Annotated in this window: 21 protein-coding genes; 8 read left to right on the forward strand and 13 right to left on the reverse strand. The window is 76.1% G+C overall.

Features of this window, described 5'->3' with window-relative positions:
* Positions 1-56: 56 nt before the first annotated feature.
* Positions 57-407 carry a hypothetical protein gene (locus tag Q8W71_RS09615; RefSeq protein WP_305525132.1) on the forward strand — a complete coding sequence of 117 codons (351 nt, stop codon included), beginning with the start codon at positions 57-59 and terminating at the stop codon, positions 405-407.
* Positions 407-964, forward strand: coding sequence for a hypothetical protein (locus Q8W71_RS09620; protein ID WP_305525133.1), 558 nt, complete (start codon positions 407-409; stop codon positions 962-964). The genes Q8W71_RS09615 and Q8W71_RS09620 overlap by 1 nt, the downstream gene beginning before the upstream one ends.
* A gap of 19 nt (positions 965-983) precedes the next feature.
* On the opposite strand, the gene Q8W71_RS09625 is transcribed toward Q8W71_RS09620, so the two are convergent.
* The 12 genes from Q8W71_RS09625 to Q8W71_RS09680 all read right to left on the reverse strand — a co-directional run bounded on the left by Q8W71_RS09625 (position 984) and on the right by Q8W71_RS09680 (position 14,835).
* Positions 984-1,256, reverse strand: coding sequence for a hypothetical protein (locus Q8W71_RS09625; protein ID WP_305525134.1), 273 nt, complete (start codon positions 1,254-1,256; stop codon positions 984-986).
* A 62-nt stretch (positions 1,257-1,318) separates the two neighbouring features.
* The gene (locus Q8W71_RS09630; RefSeq protein ID WP_305525135.1) at positions 1,319-2,962 is read right to left on the reverse strand and encodes a hypothetical protein; all 1,644 of its coding nucleotides are present in this window, start codon (positions 2,960-2,962) and stop codon (positions 1,319-1,321) included.
* A gap of 10 nt (positions 2,963-2,972) precedes the next feature.
* Positions 2,973-4,064 carry a hypothetical protein gene (locus tag Q8W71_RS09635; protein WP_305525136.1) on the reverse strand — a complete coding sequence of 364 codons (1,092 nt, stop codon included), beginning with the start codon at positions 4,062-4,064 and terminating at the stop codon, positions 2,973-2,975.
* Between the two features lie 58 nt (positions 4,065-4,122).
* Positions 4,123-5,076, reverse strand: coding sequence for a hypothetical protein (locus Q8W71_RS09640; RefSeq protein ID WP_305525137.1), 954 nt, complete (start codon positions 5,074-5,076; stop codon positions 4,123-4,125).
* A gap of 37 nt (positions 5,077-5,113) precedes the next feature.
* Positions 5,114-5,965, reverse strand: coding sequence for an OmpA family protein (locus tag Q8W71_RS09645; protein ID WP_305525138.1), 852 nt, complete (start codon positions 5,963-5,965; stop codon positions 5,114-5,116).
* Between the two features lie 173 nt (positions 5,966-6,138).
* Positions 6,139-7,110 (reverse strand): trypsin-like serine peptidase, encoded by a 972-nt coding sequence (locus Q8W71_RS09650; RefSeq protein WP_305525139.1) that lies wholly within the window; start codon positions 7,108-7,110, stop codon positions 6,139-6,141.
* A 28-nt stretch (positions 7,111-7,138) separates the two neighbouring features.
* Entirely contained in the window at positions 7,139-8,341 is a 1,203-nt protein-coding gene (locus Q8W71_RS09655; RefSeq protein ID WP_305525140.1) for a hypothetical protein, read from the reverse strand.
* Between the two features lie 13 nt (positions 8,342-8,354).
* Positions 8,355-8,957: a hypothetical protein gene (locus tag Q8W71_RS09660; RefSeq protein ID WP_305525141.1), complete on the reverse strand. Its 603-nt coding sequence runs from the start codon at positions 8,955-8,957 to the stop codon at positions 8,355-8,357.
* Between the two features lie 11 nt (positions 8,958-8,968).
* Positions 8,969-10,480, reverse strand: a complete 1,512-nt coding sequence (locus tag Q8W71_RS09665; RefSeq protein ID WP_305525142.1) for a hypothetical protein — start codon at positions 10,478-10,480, stop codon at positions 8,969-8,971.
* A gap of 124 nt (positions 10,481-10,604) precedes the next feature.
* Positions 10,605-12,029, reverse strand: a complete 1,425-nt coding sequence (locus Q8W71_RS09670; RefSeq protein ID WP_305525143.1) for a hypothetical protein — start codon at positions 12,027-12,029, stop codon at positions 10,605-10,607.
* A 125-nt stretch (positions 12,030-12,154) separates the two neighbouring features.
* Positions 12,155-14,314, reverse strand: a complete 2,160-nt coding sequence (locus Q8W71_RS09675; RefSeq protein ID WP_305525144.1) for a caspase family protein — start codon at positions 14,312-14,314, stop codon at positions 12,155-12,157.
* A gap of 254 nt (positions 14,315-14,568) precedes the next feature.
* Positions 14,569-14,835 carry a hypothetical protein gene (locus Q8W71_RS09680; RefSeq protein WP_305525145.1) on the reverse strand — a complete coding sequence of 89 codons (267 nt, stop codon included), beginning with the start codon at positions 14,833-14,835 and terminating at the stop codon, positions 14,569-14,571.
* A gap of 209 nt (positions 14,836-15,044) precedes the next feature.
* Here Q8W71_RS09680 and Q8W71_RS09685 point away from each other — a divergent pair, with 209 nt between their 5' ends.
* From Q8W71_RS09685 to rpsI, 3 genes are all read left to right on the forward strand, one after another.
* Complete coding sequence (locus tag Q8W71_RS09685; protein ID WP_305525146.1) at positions 15,045-15,602, forward strand: CoA-binding protein; 558 nt, start codon at positions 15,045-15,047, stop codon at positions 15,600-15,602.
* A 207-nt stretch (positions 15,603-15,809) separates the two neighbouring features.
* Positions 15,810-16,271 (forward strand): 50S ribosomal protein L13, encoded by a 462-nt coding sequence (gene rplM / locus Q8W71_RS09690; protein ID WP_305525147.1) that lies wholly within the window; start codon positions 15,810-15,812, stop codon positions 16,269-16,271.
* A 2-nt stretch (positions 16,272-16,273) separates the two neighbouring features.
* Positions 16,274-16,759, forward strand: a complete 486-nt coding sequence (gene rpsI, locus Q8W71_RS09695; RefSeq protein WP_305525148.1) for a 30S ribosomal protein S9 — start codon at positions 16,274-16,276, stop codon at positions 16,757-16,759.
* A gap of 108 nt (positions 16,760-16,867) precedes the next feature.
* On the opposite strand, the gene Q8W71_RS09700 is transcribed toward rpsI, so the two are convergent.
* On the reverse strand, positions 16,868-17,392 hold the full coding sequence (locus tag Q8W71_RS09700) for a hypothetical protein (protein WP_305525149.1): 525 nt from the start codon (positions 17,390-17,392) through the stop codon (positions 16,868-16,870).
* Positions 17,393-17,561: 169 nt separating this feature from the next.
* Between Q8W71_RS09700 and argC the strand changes: the two genes are divergently transcribed.
* The 3 genes from argC to Q8W71_RS09715 all read left to right on the forward strand — a co-directional run bounded on the left by argC (position 17,562) and on the right by Q8W71_RS09715 (position 20,590).
* Positions 17,562-18,521 carry an N-acetyl-gamma-glutamyl-phosphate reductase gene (gene argC / locus Q8W71_RS09705; protein ID WP_305525150.1) on the forward strand — a complete coding sequence of 320 codons (960 nt, stop codon included), beginning with the start codon at positions 17,562-17,564 and terminating at the stop codon, positions 18,519-18,521.
* Between the two features lie 379 nt (positions 18,522-18,900).
* Complete coding sequence (locus Q8W71_RS09710) at positions 18,901-19,878, forward strand: quinone oxidoreductase family protein (RefSeq protein ID WP_305525151.1); 978 nt, start codon at positions 18,901-18,903, stop codon at positions 19,876-19,878.
* Between the two features lie 73 nt (positions 19,879-19,951).
* Positions 19,952-20,590, forward strand: a complete 639-nt coding sequence (locus Q8W71_RS09715; RefSeq protein WP_305525152.1) for a nicotinamidase — start codon at positions 19,952-19,954, stop codon at positions 20,588-20,590.
* Positions 20,591-20,658 lie beyond the last annotated feature (68 nt).

Raw genomic sequence — 20,658 nt, forward strand, 5'->3', positions numbered from 1 at the left:
ACCCGCCGGGCCCGCCGCGGCCGCTGGGCCGCACCACACCAGGGGGAGACGACACGATGATCATCTGGTCCGGCTGGGGCATGCTCTCGGCACTGATCGCGGGGGCGGGGCTGATCGGCAGCGTGCTGCTCGACCCGGCGCTGGCGCACCTCGGCATCCCGACGCCCACCGGCGTGGTGCTCGTCTGGATCGTGGCCGCGGGCTTCAACTGGTGGCTCGGCACGCGGCTCAACAACCGGCCGGGGCGGGAACTCGTCGATCCGCGCACCGGGCAGGTCGTGATCCTGCGCTCCCGGCACACGCTGTTCTGGATCCCGATGCAGTACTACTCCGTGCTGATGGTGCTGCTCGGGGCGCTGGCGGTGCTCGGCGCCATGCATGCCGGCACGTCCGGCCGCGCGGTCTGATGCCCCGGCGCGGCGCGGGCGAGCGCCCGGCCGCCGGTGCCGAGCCGGCCGGGGGGACGCGGCCCGACGACGGGCGCATCGACCTGCCCGTCGCGCGCGGGCGGCTCGCGGGCCTGCTCGCGGCGGCGCTCGCCTTCACGGCCGGCTGCGCCTTCGCGCTCGCGGGCGGCGGCGGCGCCGTCCGCGCGGGCCTGCTCGGCATCGGCCTCGCCTTCTTCGGGCTGGGCGCGCTCGCCGCGCTGCGCGACCTGCTGCGGCGCGACCCGGTCCTGTCGGTCTCGGCCTACGGCCTGTTCGACCGGCGGCTCTCCACGGACTGGATCCCGTGGTCGGCGCTGGACTGGATCAGCGAAGTGGACATGGGCCGCCAGGGCTTCCTCTGCCTGCACCCGCGGGCGGACCGCGCGGCCGCGCTGCCCTGGACCCGCCGCGCCCGGCTGACCGCGGCGCTCAACCGGGTGCTCGGCGGCGGCTACTGGCTGCCCGGCCAGGGGGTGCGGGGCGGGCTCCCCGCCATCCGCGACGCCGTCGCCCGGGCGCGGCGCGGCCGGCGGTAGGGGGTCCCGCGGCGGCGGCTCACGGACAGTCCGGCCGGTCCGGCAGGGCGTCGAAGTTCTGCGGCCCCGGCTCGGCGCGCGGCCGGGGGACGACGCGCACCGTGACGGTGCAGGGGCCGGCGCGCACGCGGTAGCGCCCGGGATCGAGCCGCTCCACGGCGTCGACCGGCCGGCCGTCGAGCACCCTGGCGGCGGCGTCGAGCACGCCCTGGAACGCGCGCACGCGCTGCCAGTCCGGCGGCACCGCCGCGGACGCCGTCCCCGGGCGCGCCGTCCCCGGGAGCGCGGCCATCAGAAGCGCCGCCGCGGCGGGGCGGAGGCGGGCCCTCGGAGGCAGGAGGCGCGAGAAGCCCGTCATCGCGGCGTCGTGAACACGGAATCGCCCACGAAGATCATCGCGCGGTCGATCCGGGCCGGGTCCCCCTGAGAGCCGAAGGCGAAGAACAGGCGGCGCAGGCGCCCGTCCGGTCCGGTGAGGGTCAGGGTGTGGCGGTCGAGGGCGTAGCGGCCGTCCTCCTGCCGCGGGCGGCCCGCCACCGCCGTGCCGACGCCGGTCGACGCCCCGGAATTCGTGGCGCCCACCGAGCCGCCGCGGCCGTAGGTCCCGTCCGCCCGGAAGTCGTAGCGGCTCGATACGGCGATCATCACGTCGCCGCCCATCGCCGTGTTCCCGCCCCCCGAGAGGCGCCGGTAGCTCTGCGTGAACGCGTCCCCGGCGGGCGCCGGGAAGGCCCGGAAGAACTGCCCGTCCTGAAGCTTGTGGTCGTCGGAGCGGCCCTTGGCGTCGGTGAGCACGTAGCCCGTGGCCGAGCGGGTCCAGCGGCCGAAGCGGCGGGGCTCGGCCGCGCGCGCGGCGGCGAGGTCCACGTCCTCCAGGGCCGCGGTGCCGACCTCGAAGGTGGTGCCGTCGCGGAACAGGATCAGGGGCTCGAAATCCATGATCATCAGGCCGCCGACCCCGAAGCTCGGGCTGGAGCGGAAGTAGACGCCCTCCACCCCGTCCCAGTTCGCGGCGTGCAGCGGCACGGCGGGGAGCGGGGCGGCCGGCGCGGCCGCTGCCGCCGCCCGTCCGGGCCGTTCCCGCGCGGGCCTGTCCCGGGTGGCCCTGTCCGGGTCCGGGCGCTCCCGGTCGGCCGCGACCCCGGGCGGTGGTCCCCCGGGGCGGCCCCGCGGCACGAGGCCCGCGTCCGTGAGGGCCAGCGTGCGCAGTTGCGCGGGCGCGAGGAGGTCGGCGGGCAGCGTCGCGAGGAAGCGCGGCAGGGTGCCCGTCTGCCGGGCCGCCTGCCAGCCGGCGTGGTGCAGGACCGCGCGCAGCTTCACCGACTCGGCGAAGGCGGCCCGGGCCTCCGGGTCCGACAGGGGCGGGCGGCCCGCCAGCGGCGTCACGAACCGGGCCCGGATCGCCCGGAGCGCCGCCGGGCTCGGCTCGGTCCGGGCGTCGTTGGCGACCATCCATTGCAGGACGACGAAGGCGGCGAGCACGTCGCCCGCGTCGTCGGCGCGGAGCGGCGTGCCGTCGAGGAAGCCGCGGAAGATCGCGTCGTAATCGTGCCGCGCGAGTTCGCGCGCCACCGCCTCCGCGGCGACCGGATCCGCGTCGCGCAGCGCCCGGACGCGCTGCGCGACGGTACGGGCGCGCAGCGCGGGCGTCGTCGCGAAGGGCAGGGGCGGTCCCGCCCCGGCGTCGGACGTTGGCGCCCCGCCCGCCGGATCGCCGGTCCCAGGAGTGCCGGTCCCAGGAGTGCCGGTCCCAGGAGTGCCGGTCCCAGGAGTGCCGGTCCCAGGAGTGCCGGTCCCAGGTGTGCCGGTCCCACGAGTGCCGGCTTCCGCATCGGTCGCGGGCCGCCCCGGTGCGAGCCCGCGCAGCGCGTCGGTGGCGGCCTCCTGCGCGCGGGCCGGAGCGGGCGCGAGCAGCAGGAGGAGGGCGAGGAGGGCGGCCAAGGGGGCGACGAAGCGGGCGGCCAAGGGGGTGGCCGACCGGGCGGGGCGCAGCGTCACGACCGGCCTCTCAGCGCAGGGAAGCGGAGGCGGCGACGCGCTCCATCGCGGCCAGGGTCGCGGGCTTGTCGGCCCCCGCGACGCCCAGCACGCGCAGGTAGCGCCCCGGCTCGAACGCCATGGTCTGCGTCAGCAGCAGCGGCCTGCCGGACTTCGCGTCCCGCGCCGTGCCCTGGAGCCGGACCACGGCGGCGCCGCCGCGGGTCGAGCGGTCCTCCTGCGTGATCGCGACGTCCTTGAACTGCGGCAGGCCGGCGAGGAAGGCCTTGCGGGCGAGCGCGCTCTCGCCGCCCTGCGGGACCGCCACCCGACCGACGGAGGGCGTGACGATGACCAGGGCCTGCTCGCCCTCGGGGTCGACGTCCTTCGGGCCGTCGGTGAGCATCAGCCCGTTGCCCATGAACACGCGCACCGGCCGGAAGCCGCCCAGGTCGCCGACCGTGTAGGGCAGGGCGGCGATCTGGTCCGCGACGCTCACGGGCGCCCGGAACGCGATGGTGCGCAGCGCCGCCTCCACCGCCGCGTCCGGCACCTGTCCGGCCGCCGCCTGCGGCACCTGCACCGTCACGAGGCCCGTGCCCGGCGCGCCCCGCACGATCGCGATCCACTTCGCGTAGGTCTGCCCGTTGGCGGGCTGGGTGCCGCGCAGGATGCGGCCCTCGCCCCCGGCGACCGCCAGCGGCTCGCCCGGGCCCTGGGCCGCGAAGCCCGTGGCGCGCAGGCCCTCGGGGGTGAACCGCTCGACGAGCTGCGGATAGGCCTCCGCCGGCATCTCGGCGATGATGATCGAGGCGCCGGAGCGGTGCTCGAAGCCGGAGAAGCCCTTGGCCGGGGTCATGCCGGCCGGCGGCACGAGGCCCAGGGAGGCCGCGGGCGGGAAGACCGGCCCGGCCGCGCGCGCCGGGCTCGCCAGAAGCATCGGCGTCGCCAGGAAGACCGGTGTCGCCAGGAAGACCGGTGTCGCCAGGAGCATCGGCACGGCAGGGAGCATCGGCGCGGCCAGGATCGCCGAGGCGGCGAGCGCGGCGCGGACCGGGCGCGGGCGGGCGGCGGGGACGACGGCACGGGGGACGGGACAGGGGAGGGTACAGGGGGCGATCATGGCATGCCTCTCCATCGATGGCGGTCTCGCGATGGCGGTCTCGCGGGCGCCGGGCGGCCTACCGCGTCGCGACGCGGCGGATGACGAAGGTGTTGCCGGAGAACTGGACTTGGCCCGGCGCGCTCATGTGGTCGAGCATCAGGCGCAGGTTGCGGGTCAGGCGGGCGGAGTCGGAGCGGGTCTCGTACCAGTACTCCGTCGAGGCGCCGCTCGCGCGCACGGGGCGGTGGTGCTCGTAGCAGCGGAAGGCCGCCATGTACTCCTCGGCCGCCTGGACCTCCTGGGCCGAGAAGCCGTCGAGGCGCACGGTGTAGGCGGTGGGCAGGCCGCCGCAGGCCTCGCCCCCGGCCGCGGCGGGCGGCGCGGCGGACGGCGCGGCGGAGCCCGCGGGGAGGTCGGCCGGCGGCGACCCGGTATCCGCGGCGCGGCGGGGGGCGATGACGCCGTCGAGCTTGGCGGCGAGCGCGGCGGCCACGTCCGCGGAGATCGTGCGTGCCTCGGCGCCGACGCGCTCCAGCAGGCACTCGCGGTCGCAGCCCTGCGGCAGCGGCGGGAGCTGGAGCCCCGCGACCTCGAAGGAGCCGAGCGACTGGCCGGTGCGCACGTTGAGGAGCCGGCCGGGGATGCGCACCTGCGGGCGGACGATGTCGGAATAGGCGGATTTCGAGGCCGAGGCGTAGATCTGGAAGACCGCGACGACGTCGAGGGGCGGGTTCGAGACCGCGCGGGCGACCTCGATCAGCTCCGCGTCCCGGCGGCGGACGCGGTTGGCCTGCGTGAACCCCATGGCCACCGCGGTCTCGTCGTAGACGTTGTAGCCGCGCAGGCTCATCGTCTCGGACAGCTCGGCGATGACCCGCTGGAAGACGCGGTTGCCGCGGGGCACGGAATCCTCGTCCGCGTCCTCGCCCATGACCACGATGTTGGGCCGGGGCTGGGCCTGCGCGGGCAGGGCGACGAGGCCGCAGAGGAGGGCGAGTCCGGCCGAGACGGCGGTGCGGAGCGGGCGCATGGGAGTTCTCCTGGTTCGGCGGGGGGCGGCGTGAGGGTCAGTCGGCGCAGGCGACCGGCGTCGGGGCGGCGTCGAAATCGTCGAGGTCGAGGGCGACCCGGAGGCGGGGGTCGGCGCGCCCGGGGCGGAAGCAGGGGGGATCCGCGAAGGGGCCGTCCGCGAAGGCAGTCTCGGCGAAGGCGGTCCCGGCGAAGGACGGCGGGGCGGGCCGGGGATCGCGCCGGGGCCCGAGCGCGGCGCCGCGCGGCGCGATCAGGCTCACTTCCACCCGGCGGTTGACCCGGGCCAGCGGCGCGCCCGGGTCCTTCAGGCGGTCCGCGCCCCAGCCGTGGACCCGCAGCCGTGCCGGATCGATGCCGTAGGCGGCCACGAGATGGGCCTTCACGGCCCGGGCGCGGGCGAGGGACAGGCGGCGGTTGTAGAGCGGCCCGCCCGCCGCGTCGGTGTGCCCGGCGATGAGGAAGCCGTGTCGGGCGAGGCGGCCCGCGCTCAGCGCCTCGCCGAGCGGTTCGAGCTGGACCCGCGCCTCCGGCGTCAGGCGGGCGCTGTCGTAGGGGAAGAACACCGTGAGATCGACGGTCCGGGCGGCGTCCACCCGCACCGGCGGGCCGCCGTCCGCCGGGCTCACGGCCAGCGGACGGGCCGGGGCGCCGGGCGGGGCGCCGGGGTTGCCGTCGGCGAAGGGGGCGAGCGCGCGGAGGATCGCGGTGGCGGAGGGGTTCTCCGCGCGGGCCTCGCCGGCCTCCTCCGCGGCGTCCCGGGGCGGGGGCGCCTCGGCCGCGGGGGCCGCGGGCCGGCCGGGGACCTCGGTGAGGGGGTTGGCCCGGGCCGGCGGGGCGGCGAGCGCCAGCAGGCAGGCCGACACGAGGGCCGCCAACGGGGCCGCCAACGGGGTCGCCCAAGAGGCCGCCCAGGAGGCAGCCCAAGAGGCCGCCAAAGGGGCCCGCACGCGGGTGGGCCGGGGCGCGGTCCGCATCATGGTCTCCTCCGTCCTCGCGGGGCCGGCTCCGGCCCCACCTGCGCCGCCCATGGGCCGCGCAGAGCCGTTCTCGTCGCGGGCGCTCACCGGCCGCGCAGGATCGCGTTCATCCCGGCGGGATCGAGGGGCCCGTCCGCGGCGGCGGCCGGCGCCCGCGGCGCGGCGGCGCTCGCAGGTGCGGGCCCGGGTGCGGGCGCGGCGGCCGGCCGGCCCTGCGCGGCGAGCGCCTCGGCCAGCACGCGGCTGCGGCCGAGGATCGCGGCGAGCCGGGTGGCGTTGTTGAAGCTGGTGCCGTCCTTGGGATCGAGCCCGCCCTCCTTGTGGAGCGCGACCCCGGCCGCGGCGTCGTACATCAGCGAGCCCGAGGAGCCGCCGAGCGTGTCGCAGCGGTGGCGCAGGTCGGGCCCCTCCGGCTGGTCCCTGAGGGCGAAGCAGCGGAACCGGCTCATCACCTTCGGGCGCCCCATCGGGTGGTGGATCACCAGCATCGAGCGGTTGCCCGGCACGGCCTCGCCGGACAGGCGCACGGCGCCGTAGACGGCGGTCGGGCGGCCGGTCACGCGGGCGATGGCGAAGTCGAGGCGCGGGTCGAACTCCACCGGGCGGGGGTCGATCTCGAAGCGCGCCGAGCCCTGGCCGTCGAGGGTCAGGTAATCCATCAGGATCGAGGCCTTCACCGGCCGCAGGTCCCCCGCCTGGGGCAGGCAGTGGTGGTTCGTCAGCACGTAGTCGCCCGCGATCAATTCCCCCGTGCAGGAGGCGCCGACCCGCTGGCCGCTGCGCGCGTTCTCCAGCACGATGTCGACCCGGCCGACGGGGCGCGCCAGCGCGGCGAGCTCGCTCCGGGCGTCGAGCTCGGCGATCGGCTCGAACGCGCCCTTGTTCTGGTCGACGTAGGCCGCCGCGTCGCCGGTGGTCTGGCGCAGCGGCAGGCGCGCCTTGCCGTAATCATCGGGATCGAAGCCGACGACCTGCGCCGCCGCGCTCCCGGCGGCGCCGGTCGCCAGCGCGAGCCCCGCCAGGATCGTGGCGCGTCTCCGGCGGCTCTGGATCATTCCCGTCCTCCTCTGGGCCGGCCCGCGCTCATCGGCGTTCGAGCGCGTGGGTGAGCGCGTGCGTGAACGCAGGGCCGGGGCGGTCCCCGGGGGGACCGGCCTCCGGCACCGCCTGGGCGGCGTAGACGAGGTTCCGCCGGCCGTCCTCGCGCAGGAAGTAGGCCCGGGCGCCGTCGGCGAGCGTCGTGGGCGGCAGCGCCGCCGCGCGCAGCTCCGGCCCGACCTCGACCCGCAGGCCGGGCCCGGCGGGGCGGAAGGCGAGGCCGCACAGGTCCGGGGCGAGGCGGCTCGGGCGCAGGCGCCCCGCGGCCTCGACCGGCACCGGCCGGCGCTCGGGCGGGTCGGCGCCGAAGGCGACGCGCCGGCAGGACGAGCGGGCCGGCGCCACCAGCTCCTCCACGAGGATCGAGTCCTTCGCGGGAGCCGGGGGGTCCGCCCGCGCGGGCGCCGCGCCTACCATCCCTTGCTCTGCCCCTTGCTCTGCCCCCTGCGCGGCCGGCCCGCGCGGGTCGGGCGCCCGCGCGTAGACCGCCCCGAGGGCGGCGAGGGCGGCGATCCCGGCCGCGGCCGCGGCGGCCCGCGCGGGGCGCCGCGGGAGATGGCGCGGGAGGTGTCGCGTCGTCCCGGGGGCCGGCCCCGGTTCGGTCGCGGGACCCGCCCCGCGAAGCGCTTCGAGGGCGTCGAGGGCCGTCGGCACGGCGGCGGGCAGGATGACCGGGGCCTGAGCGCGGCCCAGGGCGGCGAGGCCGCGCGCGGCCTGCGCCCGCTCCGGTCCCTCCGGCAGGAGCGCCGCGAGGGCGGCCCCCGGGGCGGCGTCGAGCAGCGCGCGGGAGCGGGCGATCTTGTCGAGGAGCGCGTAGTCGGCGGGCAGGATCGCGAGGTCGAGGTCGACGGCCCCGGTGGCCCAGAGCACGAGGTCCGCCTCCCCCGGGTCGGCGACGAGCCGGTGCCCGCGCGCGAGGAGCCCGTGCGCGAGGCAGACCGGCACCTCCCAGGAGCGGCCGGCGTCGAAGCTGCCCGACAGCCGCAGCTCGTGCGGCCCCCCGTCGGCGAGCCCCGCGAGGGGGCCGCCGGGGGCGGTCAGCCGCGCGTAGTCCCCCGACCACGGCAGCGGGCGGTAATCCCCGTCGGCGAAGGCGGCGGAGGCGGGCAGGCCCCGGCGCGCCTTGAGCGAGCGGATCACGAGCGGGCCGCCGGTGGTCGGCACCACGACGAGGATCGCGATGCTCATGCCGGCCCGGCGCTCACAGCAGGAACACCGCCGCGGCCGGGTCGGCCAGGAGGCGTCCGAGCCGGTCCGCCTCGGGCAGGGCGGGGTCGAGGGCGAGCAGGTAGGCGCCCTCGACGGGGGCCGGCAGGGCGAGCCGCACCGCCGCGTCGCCGAGGCTCGCCTCGATCGCGGCGATCGCCCGCCCGGAGCCGCCGCGGATCACGAGGAGCGGCGGCGACCCGTCCTCGGCCGGCACCAGCTCCAGCACGTAGGCGCCGACCCGGCGCGCGGCGAGGCCGCCGTCCGAGGCCGCGACGGCGAAGGGGGCGTGGGCGACCGCCTGGCCCGCGAGCAGCGCGCGGTAGCGCCGCTGCGCCGCAGGGTCGCCGCGCAGGGCGCGCACCACCGCGAGGTCCACCGGCGCGCCGGGGGCGCGGGTCGCGTGCGCCCAGAGCGCCGCGAGCCCCGGGCGGGCTGGCTCCTCGCCGAGCTGCACGCCGCCCGCCGCATCGCCCGGCGCGCGGCCCGCCGCGTCGCGCATCAGGCCGCGGGCGGCGTGCAGCTCGGCGAGGAGCCGGGCCGGATCGCGCGAAGCCGGGTCGTCCCTGTCCGGCTCGTCCCTGCCGGGATCGCTCATCCCGGGGCCGCTCACGACACCACCGCCGGGCTCGCGGCGGCGTCCGCGGCGTAGGCCGCGGTGAGCACGGCGGCGAAGGCCGCCCGGTCCGCGGCGAAGGCCGCATCGAGGGGGCGCTGGCGGTCGAGCGCGGCGAGCGCCCGGTCCAGGCGGTCGGCCTCCGCGGACAGGCGCAGCAGCGCGTCCTGCGCGGCGGCGAAGCCGGCCTCCAGCCGGGCCCGGTCGTCGAAGCCGGCGCGGCGGACCCGCCGGAGATCGGCCTCTGCGGCCGCCAGCGCCGCGCGCGCCGCCGCGGGCAGGTCGGCGGCGCCCCCGGCGAGCCGCAGCGCCGCCGCGATGCGGAGCATGCGCCCGAGATGGCCGGCGAGGTCCCGGGCGCGGGCGGCCAGCGCGGCGTAGCTCTCGGCCTCCGCGCAGGCGGCGCGCTCGGCCACGCCCGCGCCGCCGCCGCCCCGGCGCAGCCGGTTGGCGATGCCGGACTGCACCCGCCCGAAGCTCGCGGCGCGCAGGGCGGTCAGGGGGCGCGTGCGGTGGAACGGGTCGAGCCGCAGGAGGTCGGCGAGATCGTCGCGCTCCGCGCCCGTGAGGATCTTCGGCCCCTCGGGAAAGCCCGCCAGGAGGTCGGCCAGCGGCGCGGGCGGGTCGTCGGCGGCGAGGTCGGCCAGGGCGGCGTCGAGGCGGTCGGCGTCGAGCCGGCCGTCCCAGTCCGCCGCCGCGTCGAGGGGCGCCGCCGCGTTCAGGCCGCCGAGGTCGCGCAATACCGCCGCGGCGGCCTCGAAGGTCACGAAATGCTCGGCCACCGTGCGGAAGCCCGGGCGCTCGCCCGCGCGCATCTCGGCCTGCCAGACCGCGAGCACGTCGTCGTCGTCGAAGGCGGTGCGGCCGGCGAGATGCGCGAGGATCGCCCGGAAGCGCCGCTCGTGCGCGGCGAGCGGCATGTGGGCGCCCCGGTAGGCGGCGAGGCGGCGGGCGAGGCGCTTGGCCAGGACCGCGGCGGCGTCGGCGTCCGGCGCGCGCGCCAGTTCGTCGAGCCAGTCGGCGAGCGCGGCGAAGTGCGCGAGGTCCTCGGCCGCGAGCAGGAACTCGCCCAGCGCGAGAAGCCGCGCGAGGCCGCCCCAGCCGCCGCGCCAGCCGCGGGCGCCGCCGAGCACGAGGCCCCGTGCGTCCGCGGCGGCGGCGCCCGCGGCGGACGCGCCGAAGCGGGCCTCGATCGCGCCGGGCCGGGCGAGGCCGGGATCGAGGACGAGGGTGACGAGGTCGCGCCCGTCGCGGGCTCCGGTCAGCAGGGCGAGGGCGGCCAGCGCGTGGGCGAGGTCCCAGAGCGGCTTGTCCCGGTTCGGGCGCACGGCGCCGGTGACGACCCGGGCGAGCCACGCCCGATCCTCCCGCGACAGGGCGCGCCCCTCGCCGACGGTGGCGAGATCGGCCGCGCAGCGCTCGTCGTAGCCCCCGATGGTTCCTCTCCCGGTCTCGTCCCCCCGGCGCATCGCGGCGCGGCGCATGGTTAACCCGCGTGCGGCCATCCGTCATCCCCGCCGACTTGCCCGCCGACCTGCCCGCGGGCCGCGGGCGCTCCGGCACCGGCATGTGCACGCCGGAGATGGGCGCCCCAGAGCGCGATCCGCGGGCCGGGGGCGACCCGCCGCCTCACCGCACCGCGATCCGCGCCGCGGCCTCGGTCACCCCGGGCACCTGGCGGATGCGTTCGAGCAGGTCGAGCACCTCGGCGGGCGCGAGCAGCCGCGCCTCCGCGTCGGCGGCGGGGGCCGCGGCGAGCCAGCGCGCGGCGAGTTCGGGGGGCAGGCCGCCCTCGACCCCGAAGCAGGCGAACAGGTTCTCGAACGGCTCGCCCGCGACGATCTCGTCGAGCCCGTAGCCGCGCGGGTAGCGCCGCGCCTCGCCGGGCTTCAGGGGCGCGAGCGAGGCGTCGTTGCCGCGCACCGGCAGGGCCACGAAGGCGGTCTCGTCGGGGGCGACCACCCAGCAGTAGAGGCTTTGCCGGGCGCGCGACTCGATGCGGATCTCCAGCCGCTGGCCGGCGGCGAAGGGCGTGGCGGCGGCCGCGACCGCGAGCCGCGTCCCGTCGGTGCGCGCCGTGGCGGCCACGTGGTCGAGGAAGGGGCGGGGGGTCGGGTCGCAGCCGAGCCCCTCGACCCCGATGCGCCGCCGCCCGGTCGGGGCCAGCACCGCGCCGTCGCGGCCGAATTCCAGCTCCATCCACGCCTGCCGGTCGCGGTCGACCAGGAAGCGCCCGCGCGCCGTGACCGCGCCGGTGCAACTGGTGCCGGGCGGGCGGCGGCGCACGTCGAGGCGGGCGCCCTTCAGCACGCGGTTGGCCGAGCGCGCTTCGGCGTCCAGCGCGATGAGCAGGCGGTCGGTGAGCGCGCCCGCGCAGGTCGAGTGCCCGCCCTCGGCCACGAAGGGGCAGACCTCGATCGCGCTCGCGTTCGGCGCGGCCTGCGCGAGGGCCTTCACCGCGCCCTCCATCACCGCGTCCACGTCGGCGACGCCGGCCCCGACGCGGATCGGCAGGATCACCGGCTCGCTCGTCGCCTTGCACGCGGCCGCGCGCGTGATCGCCTGGAGCCGGAGGGCCGCGGTCTCGCCGGCCCGGCGGGGCTCCACCAGGAAGACGCTGGCGTCCCCCGCGAAGGCCGCGCGGATCTGCGCCTCGGCCTCGGCGCCGGAGAGGCCGGTGGTGCCCTCGGCGAGCGCCTTGATCCGCACCACGTCGGCGGCGGCCGCGAGCCTGACCCGGCCCGTCGCCTGGAGCCGGCTCTCGACGGCGAGGCGCACCTCCTCGGCCTGCTCGCGCGACAGCGCCGTCTGGCCCGGCTCGACGCCGACCACGGCGAGCGTCAGGTCGGGCCGCCCGGCGCAGGCGGCCACCGCGTCGAGGAAGGGGGTGAGGGTGGCGGTGGTCGGGTCGGCGCGGGCGGGAACGATGAGGAACAGGAGAAGGGCTGCGAGGAGCAGAACCGCGCCTCTCCCTCCCCCCTCTGCGGGGGAGGGTACCCTGCGAAGCGGGGGGGGAGAGGGGAGCCCGGCTTCCGGAAAAGGCGCGTCTTGCATGAAGGGCAGAGCCTCGTCCGGAAGCCGGGCTCCCCTCTCCCGACCCCTGCTGACGCAGGGGCCACCCTCCCCCGCAGAGGGGGGAGGGAGGATTGCGCGGGCCGGTACTCCCCTTCGGATCACTCTCATTCCGCCTCGTTCGCCCGGGCGTACTGGTCGAGCGCCCGCACGAAGACCGGGTTGAAGCGGCCGTCGAGGGCGCCCGGGTAGTAATCCGCCTCCTTCACCGCGCGCTGGACGGTGCGGATCGTCTCCGGCTTGAGCTTCTGGGCCGCCGTGTCGGTGGCCGAGACCGAGGCCGCGCCGAGCTCGCCCCGCTTCAGCGCCCGCATCACCATGTCGGACGAGCGCACCCCCGGAAAGTAGCGGCCGAAGCCGTTGTCGATCAGCGTCGCCATCGTGGCCATGGCGACGGGGTCGCCCTTGTCGGCGGCCTGCCGGAACAGGTCGAAGCCCCGGCGCAGGTCCTTCGGGAAGCCGTAGGCGCCGGTGGCGTAGTGCGGCACCAGCTTGGAGATCGAGGCGACGTCGCCGCCCTCGACCGCGCGCTTGTAGAGCGCCACCGCCGCGGCCTCGTCCTTGGGCACGCCGTTGCCGTACTCGAGCATCCGCGCGGCGTTGGCGAGCGCCACGACGTTGCCGCCCTCGCCCGCCTGCCGGTAGAGCCGCAGCGCCTCGGCCTGCTGGCGCTTCACCCCCTGGCCGTTCTCGTAGAGCGTGGCGAGGTTGTTCATCGCCGAGACGCTGCCGGCCTTGGCGGCGCGGTCGTAGGCGGAGAACGCCTCCTTGTAGCGGTCGGCCCGGTCGTAGGCGCGGCCGAGCTGGTAGGCGAGCCGGCGCAGGCCCGGGTAGGCGGTGGACGCCTCGCGGCAGGCCTCGGTCGCGGCCGTGGCCTCGATCCGGCCGAGCTTCACCCCCGGCACGCCCTGGGGCCGGTCGGGGTCGTCGGTGCCCGCCGCGAGCGCGTCGCAGCGCTTGACCCGGGGATCGGCGCTCGGGTTCTGGCCGCCGAGATAGCCCTCCGCGAGGCCGCGATAGGCGCAGACCGCGCCGCAGGAATCGAGGTAGGCCTGGTACTGCCGGGCGCTGCCGAACCGCGCCCAGTTCTCCTGGTCGATCGCCGCGGCGTCCCGCTGCCGCCCGGCCAGCAGCCGGTCCATCGCCTGGGGCCGGTAGGCGCAGACCGCGCCGCAGCCGCCGATATAGGCCTCGATCGCCTCGCGGGTGCCCGCGGTCTCCGCGCGCCGCCACGCCGCCTCGTCGCGCACCGAGGCGACGCCCCGGGCCACGGCCTCCACCGGCAGCGAGGCCTTCAGCACGATCGGCGCGTCGTCGACCTCCGGCACCTGCGCGCGGCCCGAGGTGCGGCGGGCCGCCTCCTCGACCTCGCGGGCGAGGTAGCGCTTCAGCTCCCCCCAGGAGACCTGCCCGTCGCCGTCGCCCTGCTGATCCTTGGTGTCGGCGAACTGATCCTTGGCGTCGGCGAGCCCCGAGACGCCCATCAGGAAGCGGCTGGTCAGCAGGCCGAGCCGGTTCGGCTCGTCCCAGTTCGCGGGCGTCGCGCCGGAGGTCGCCACCACCCGCACGATCCCGTTGCCCGCCTTGGGCCGGGCCGGCGCGAAGCCCGGGGCCGAGACCGCCAGCAGGCTCTCGCCCTTGCGCCCGGTCTCGCCGGTGAAGCAGGCGTCGATCATCACCACGAGCTGGCGCTCGGGCCCGATCCGGCGCTTCACGAGGTCGAGGTTGCGGTAGAGGGTCTCCAGCGCGTAGCCGCTCTCGCCCTGGTTCGGGTTGCCGTCCTCGGGCAGCAGGAAGGGCTGCTTCGTGGCCAGATCCGGCACGCCGTGGCCCGAGTAGTAGACGAAGACGTTCGAGCGGCCCTCGCGCACGCTGCGCCACAGCCGGCCCGATTGCGGGTTGCGCTCGGTGCCGAACGCTTGGTTGAACTCGTTGAGCGTCGCGTCGTTCAGGACGAAGACGTTGCCCTCGCGATAGCCCAAGCGCTCGATCAGGTAGGCGCGGATCGCGGCGGCATCGTTGTGGGCGTAATCGACCGGCACCGTCTGCTTGTAGTTGCGGTTGCCGATCACCACGGCGATCGAGTCGGCGTTGTCGCCGAAATCCGCCGCCTCGGGCGCCGCCCGGGCCGGGATCGGGAGGAGCGCGGCCAGGAGAAGGATAACTTGGAGAAGCGTGATCCGGAGAAGCGGGGCCCGGAGGAATGCCGCATGGAGGAATGCCGCCTGGAGCGCCGCGGTGCTGCGCCCTGATGCCTGTCTCGCCACGATCCTCTCCCCGGTCGCCCTCGGGACAATCTTCCTCAGCTCGGGGCGTCCGTCCTCGCTCGGGACGCCGGCCCTGTCCGGGCGAGGGTTACCCCGGGCCGGCCTGGGAAACAATTGCGGTGCGCGGGACCCGCGCGGGCCGCCGTCCCGGACGGGGCCCCGGGATCGGCGTCAGCATCGCGCGATCACCGCGAAGATCAGGCTGAGGACGGCGAGGTGGAGCGGCGAGAGCGCGATCAGCATCGTCCGGCCCCTCACGGCAGGTAGAGGCCGCGGCCGCAGCGGCGCACCCGGCGCGCCTCGACGTAGCCGGTGTAGCGGTTGAACACGTCGACCGTGCGGTAGACGCAGTACCGGCCCGAGTTGCGGCCGTTGTAGTAGACGCCGCCGGTGTCGAGATCGACGCCGAGGAATTCCGGGTTGCCCCGCGGCGGGGCCGCGTCCTCCGTGAAGGGTTCCCGGGCCTGCGCGGGGCCGAGGAGGCCGGCGCCGAGGAGCACGAGGAGCATCGCCTGTTTCATCGTCGCATCTCCCTGAATCTGCGGCCGATCCGCCGCCTCGCCGGGGGCATGGGCGCGCCAGAGGCGGTCTCGCGCGGCGGGGACGAAAAAACTTTCGGCCGTCCGGCGGCGGGCGCTGCGGGGCGCTTCCGGGGGGCGGGCGCGTTGACGCTCCCGCGGCGCCCGGCGTAGCGAACGTGGCCCCCCACCCACGCAACCCCCGACCCGCGATGGACCCGACGCAAGCCGACCGGCACGCGCGCTACCCGGACGCGCAGATCCGCGCGATCCTGAACGGCACCCGCACGATCGCGCTGGTCGGCGCCTCGGCGAACCCGGCCCGGCCGAGCTGGATCGTGCTGAAGTACCTCCTCGACCGCGGCTACGCCGTCACCCCGGTCAATCCGGGGCTCGCCGGGCAGGACCTGCTCGGGCGCCGCGTGGCCGGCTCGCTCGCCGAGATCCCGGACGCCATCGACATGGTCGAGGTGTTCCGCAGCTCCGCCGCCGCGGGCGGGGTGGTCGACGCGGCGCTGGCGCTCGATCCCCTGCCGAAGACGATCTGGATGCAGCTCGGGGTGCGCGACGACGCGGCCGCCTCCCGGGCCGAGGCGCGCGGCGTCACGGTGATCATGAACCGCTGCCCGAAGATCGAGTACGGGCGGCTGTCGGGCGAGATCGGCTGGACGGGGGTGAACTCGCGCATCCTCAGCGCGAGGAAGCCCGTGCTCGCCGGCCGCGGCGTGCAGCGCCTGACCATCGCCGAGCGCGGGCCGCGCCGGGACTGAACGACACGGTATCCGAGTACCGCATCGCCGAACCCCCTCGCCGCATTCGGCTTTTTTCGCTTGCCCGCGCGCCGTCCGGGTTGACCCGGGGGTTCGCCGCGGCTATGCAGCCGGCCTCGCCGCCGCGTGTCCGCACGCGGCGGCTCGCTTTTCGGCGCACGGTCTCGTCCGGCGCCCGTTTCCGAAGCCACCTGACGGGATTTGGCTATGAAGACCACCTCGCTGAAGCCCGCCGAGGTCGACAAGAAGTGGATCGTGATCGACGCGGAGGGCCTCGTCGTCGGCCGCCTCGCCTCGATCGTCGCGATGCGCCTGCGCGGCAAGCACAAGGCCGCCTACACGCCCCACGTCGATTGCGGCGACAACGTCATCGTCATCAACGCGGAGAAGGTGAAGTTCACCGGCCGCAAGTACAATCAGAAGAGCTACTTCTACCACACCGGCTACCCGGGCGGCATCAAGGAGCGCTCGGCCAAGTTCATCCTCGAAGGCCGCTTCCCGGAGCGCGTCGTGGAGAAGGCCGTGGAGCGCATGCTGCCGCGCGGCCCGCTGTTCCGCCAGATCCTCGGGAACCTGCGCGTCTACAAGGGCGGCGCGCACCCGCACGAGGCTCAGTCTCCGCAGACGCTCGACGTCGGCGCCCTCAACCGCAAGAACGTGAGCGCGTGACCATGGCGACCCTTCAGTCCCTCGCCGACCTCAACCGGGCCAACACCGGCGCCGTCGACCCCGCCAACGAGGCCCCCGTCCACGTCCAGAAGCTGGACGCGCAAGGGCGCGCCTACGCCACCGGCAAGCGCAAGGACGCGGTCGCCCGCGTCTGGATCAAGCCCGGCTCCGGCAAGGTCGTCGTCAACAAGCGCCCGGTGGAGACCTACTTCGCCCGTCCGGTGCTGCGCATGATCCTGCGCCAGCCGCTGGAGATCGTCGGCCGCGTCGACCAGTACGACATCACCGTCACGGTGGCCGGCGGCGGCCTCTCGGGTCAGGCGGGCGCCGTGCGCCACGGCCTGTCCAAGGCGCTCACCTACTACGAGCCCGAGCTGCGCGGCCCGCTCAAGCGCGAGGGCTTCCTCACCCGCGACGCCCGCGTCGTCGAGCGCAAGAAGTACGGCCGCGCCAAGGCCCGCCGCAGCTTCCAGTTCTCGAAGCGCTGATTTTTCGGATTCCATGCACGGAGAGGGAGGGCGGTGCCGCGAGGCGCCGCCCTTCTTCGTTTCCGCCTCTGCACGCGTCGGCGAGCCAGCCCGGGACCACCACGCCGCTCAGGCGTGCACCGCCCGCTCCAGCTCCGCCTTCGACATCGTCGAGCGCCCCGGCACGTCCTGGGCCCGGGCCTTCTTCATCAGCGCGGCCTTGGTCGTCCCGGAGCCCTTGCCGTCCTTGCGCGCCCCATCCTTGCGCGCCTTGGCCGCCTTCTCGGCCGCCGCCTTGGGCTGCTTCGAGAACTGCTTGCCCTTCCTCGTGTCGGCGCGCTTCTTGGCGGTCGAGTCCGCGTATTCCTTGTCGGTGAGGTCGGCGCGGGCCTTCTTCGGCAGGTAGCGCTCGCCGGTCTTGCCGCTCTCCTCACCCGACTTCGTGCCCCACTCCTCGTCGGTCCACTGCTTGAGGTGGTTGTCGCCGCTCTTCTTGCCCTTGTAGCCGCCGCCCTCCTTCTTGTACTCGGATGTGGCCATCTGCGCCTTGCGGGCGGACCACTGGCCGGGCTTGCCGCCCTTGGCCGATTTCGTGACCTTCTCCTTCACGTCCTCCCAAAGCTTCGGGTCGGTCTTCTTGGCTGTGCCCGCCATCGTTGCATCTCCGGATTCAGGTTGCGCGACTAAAGCGGAGGCCCCCGGCGCCGTTCCCGCGGCCCCGGTGCGCGGGTGTGGACGGATCCGGCCGTTGACAGGCGCACGCCCAGCAGCCACCTGCCGCCTGCGACGACCGGGCGCGGGCCCGGCGGGATGAGCATGAGCGATGGGCGAAGAGGCGAAGACCGGTCCGGTGCGGCCGAGCGTGTTCATCGACGGCGAGGCCGGGACCACCGGGCTCGGCATCCGCGAGCGCCTGGAGCGCGAGGGCCGCGTGACGCTGCGCTCGATCGCGCCGGAGCAGCGCAAGGACCCGGAGGCCAAGCGCGCGCTGCTCGCCGCGGTCGACCTCGTGGTGCTGTGCCTGCCGGACGCCGCCGCCCGCGAGACCGTGGCGCTCGCCGACTCGCTCCCCGAGGGCGGCCCCAAGGTGCTCGACGCCAGCACCGCCCACCGGGTCAGTCCCGGCTGGGTCTACGGCTTCCCGGAACTCAGCCGGGCGCAGGGGCCGGCGGTCGCCCGCGCCCGGCGGGTGGCCAATCCCGGCTGCTACCCCACCGGCGGCATCGCCCTGCTGCGGCCGCTGGTCGAGGGCGGGCTGATCCCGGCCGACTTCCCCCTCAGCGTCAACGCGGTCAGCGGCTACAGCGGCGGCGGCAAGGCGATGATCGAGGATTACGAGGCCGGCCGCGCCCCGCCCTTCCAGCTCTACGGTCTCGGCTTCGCGCACAAGCACGTGCCGGAGTTGCAGACCTATAGCGGGCTCACCCGCCGGCCGATCTTCGTGCCCTCGGTCGGCAACTTCCGCCAGGGCATGCTGGTGAGCGTGCCCCTCCACCTCGACGCCCTGCCGGGCCGGCCCTCGGCGGCCGACCTCGAGGCGGCTTTGGTCGCGTGGTACGCCGGCCAGCCGCTGGTGCAGGTGGTGGAGGGCGCCGCCACCGGCTCCCACCGTGAAAAGCTCGAGGCGGAGGATCTCAACGACACCGACCGGCTGGAGCTGCGGGTGTTCGGCTCGGCCGAGCACGGGCAGGCGGTGCTGGTCGCGCGCCTCGACAATCTCGGCAAGGGCGCCTCGGGGGCGGCGGTGCAGAACCTCGGGCTGATGCTCGGGCTGGATGGGTAGGGCATCGGAACCAACGAGAAATTGCCTCGCGTCGGGGCTCCGCTATACCGGGTCCCGGAAGGCATGCGGCGCAGTCGACGCTCGCAGATCGGCACGGCCGGATCTGCAACCTGCGCCGTCCCTCCCCCCTCTGCGGGGGAGGGTGGCCCTCGCGTGAGCGAGGGTCGGGAGAGGGGAGAGACGGTGCCGGACGCGGCGCACGGCATCGGCCGCCGCGATCGTGCCGGAAGCCGGGCTCCCCTCTCCCGACGCCCTGCGGGCGCCACCCTCTCCCGCAGAGGGGAGAGGGCATGCGCACGCATCGCCGGGATATTACCGTCCGGGGCGGGCATTGTCCGGTCCCGAACGGACACGCGTTGAGGACAGCGGGAGAGGGACGATGCCGAAGGCGATCCGGGTCTACGAGTACGGCGGCCCCGAGGTGATGAAGTACGAGGATGTTCCGCTCGCCGAGCCGGGCAAGGGGCAGATCCGCGTCCGGCAGGAGGCGGCGGGCGTCAACTTCATCGACATCTACTTCCGCACCGGCGCCTACAAGTCGCCGCACATGCCCTACACCCCCGGCAAGGAGGGCGCGGGCACGGTCTCGGCGGTGGGCGAGGGCGTGACCGGCTTCAAGGTCGGCGACCGGGTGGCCTACGGCTCGGCGCCGGACGGCTGCTACGCGGAGGAGGCGGTGATCCCGGCCGCCGCCGCCGTGGCGATGCCGGACGGGGTCGACGCGCAGACCGCCGCGGCGATGATGCTCAAGGGCCTGACCGCCGAGTACCTCCTGTACCGGACCTACGCGGTGAAGCCCGGCGACACGATCCTCTGGCACGCGGCGGCCGGCGGCGTCGGGCTGATCGCCTGCCAGTGGGCCAAGCACCTCGGCGCCACGGTGATCGGCACCGCGGGCAGCGCCGAGAAGGCTGAGCTGGCCAAGCGCAACGGCTGCGACCACGTGATCCTCTACCGCGAGGAGGACGTGGCCAAGCGGGTGCGCGAGATCACCGGCGGCAAGGGCGTGCCGGTGGTCTACGACGGCGTCGGCCAGTCGACCCTGATGGGCTCGCTGGACAGCCTCGCCCCCACCGGCCTGCTCGCGAGCTTCGGCTCGGCCTCCGGGCCGATCACCGGGCTCGACCTCGGCCTGCTCGCGGCCAAGGGCTCGCTCTACGTGACCCGCCCGACGCTCGCGACCTTCGCGAGCCGGCGCGAGGTGCTGGACGAGGCCGCCGGCCGCCTGTTCGCCGCCGTGACCTCCGGCGCGGTGAAGATCGCGGTCAACGCGGTGCGCCCGCTGTCGGACGCCGTCGGCGTCCACCGCGACCTCGCCGGCCGCGAGACCACCGGCTCCACCGTCCTGGTGCCGTGAGCGGCCGATCCGGGAGAGCGGGCCCCGCCCGCGCCCGCCGGGGGGCCCGCCCCCCGGCACCCCGGGGTCTCCCGTGACCCCGGGGCACGCCGACCTGCTGCTCGTCGTCGACGTGCAGGTCGACTTCATGGCAGGCGGCGCCCTGCCGGTACCGGACGGCGACGCGGTGGTCGCGCCGATCAACGCGCTCCAGACGAAGTTCGGGCAGGTGGCGCTGACGCAGGACTGGCACCCGCCGGGCCACGTCTCGTTCGCGGCGCACCACCCGGGCCGGGCCCCGTTCGAGCGGGTGCGGCTGCCCTACGGCGACCAGACCCTGTGGCCGTCCCACTGCGTCCGCGGCACACCGGGCGCCGCCTTCGCCCCGGGCCTCGACACCGGGTTCGCGGACCTCGTGGTGCGCAAGGGGACGCACTTCACCGTCGACAGCTACTCGGCCTTCCTGGAGGCCGACCGCACCACCCGCACCGGGCTCGCCGGGGCGCTGCGCGAGCGTGGCGTCACCCGGCTGACCCTGTGCGGGCTCGCCACGGATTTCTGCGTGCTGTGGAGCGCGCTGGACGCCCGCGACGCCGGCTTCGCCGTGGTGGTGGTGGAGGACGCGGTGCGGGGCATCGACGCGCCCTCGCCCGCCGGCGGCTCGGTGGCCGAGGCCTGGGCGCGGATGGCGGCGGCGGGCGTGCACCGGGTCCGGATGGCGGAGATCGACTGAGGCGCGCGGAAGATCGGGTTTCGAGAGGGCCGCGCCCTGTCCCAGGGCTTGGGGCGGAGCCCCACCAT

The organism is Methylobacterium amylolyticum (assembly GCF_030700245.1).
GTDB lineage: Bacteria > Pseudomonadota > Alphaproteobacteria > Rhizobiales > Beijerinckiaceae > Methylobacterium.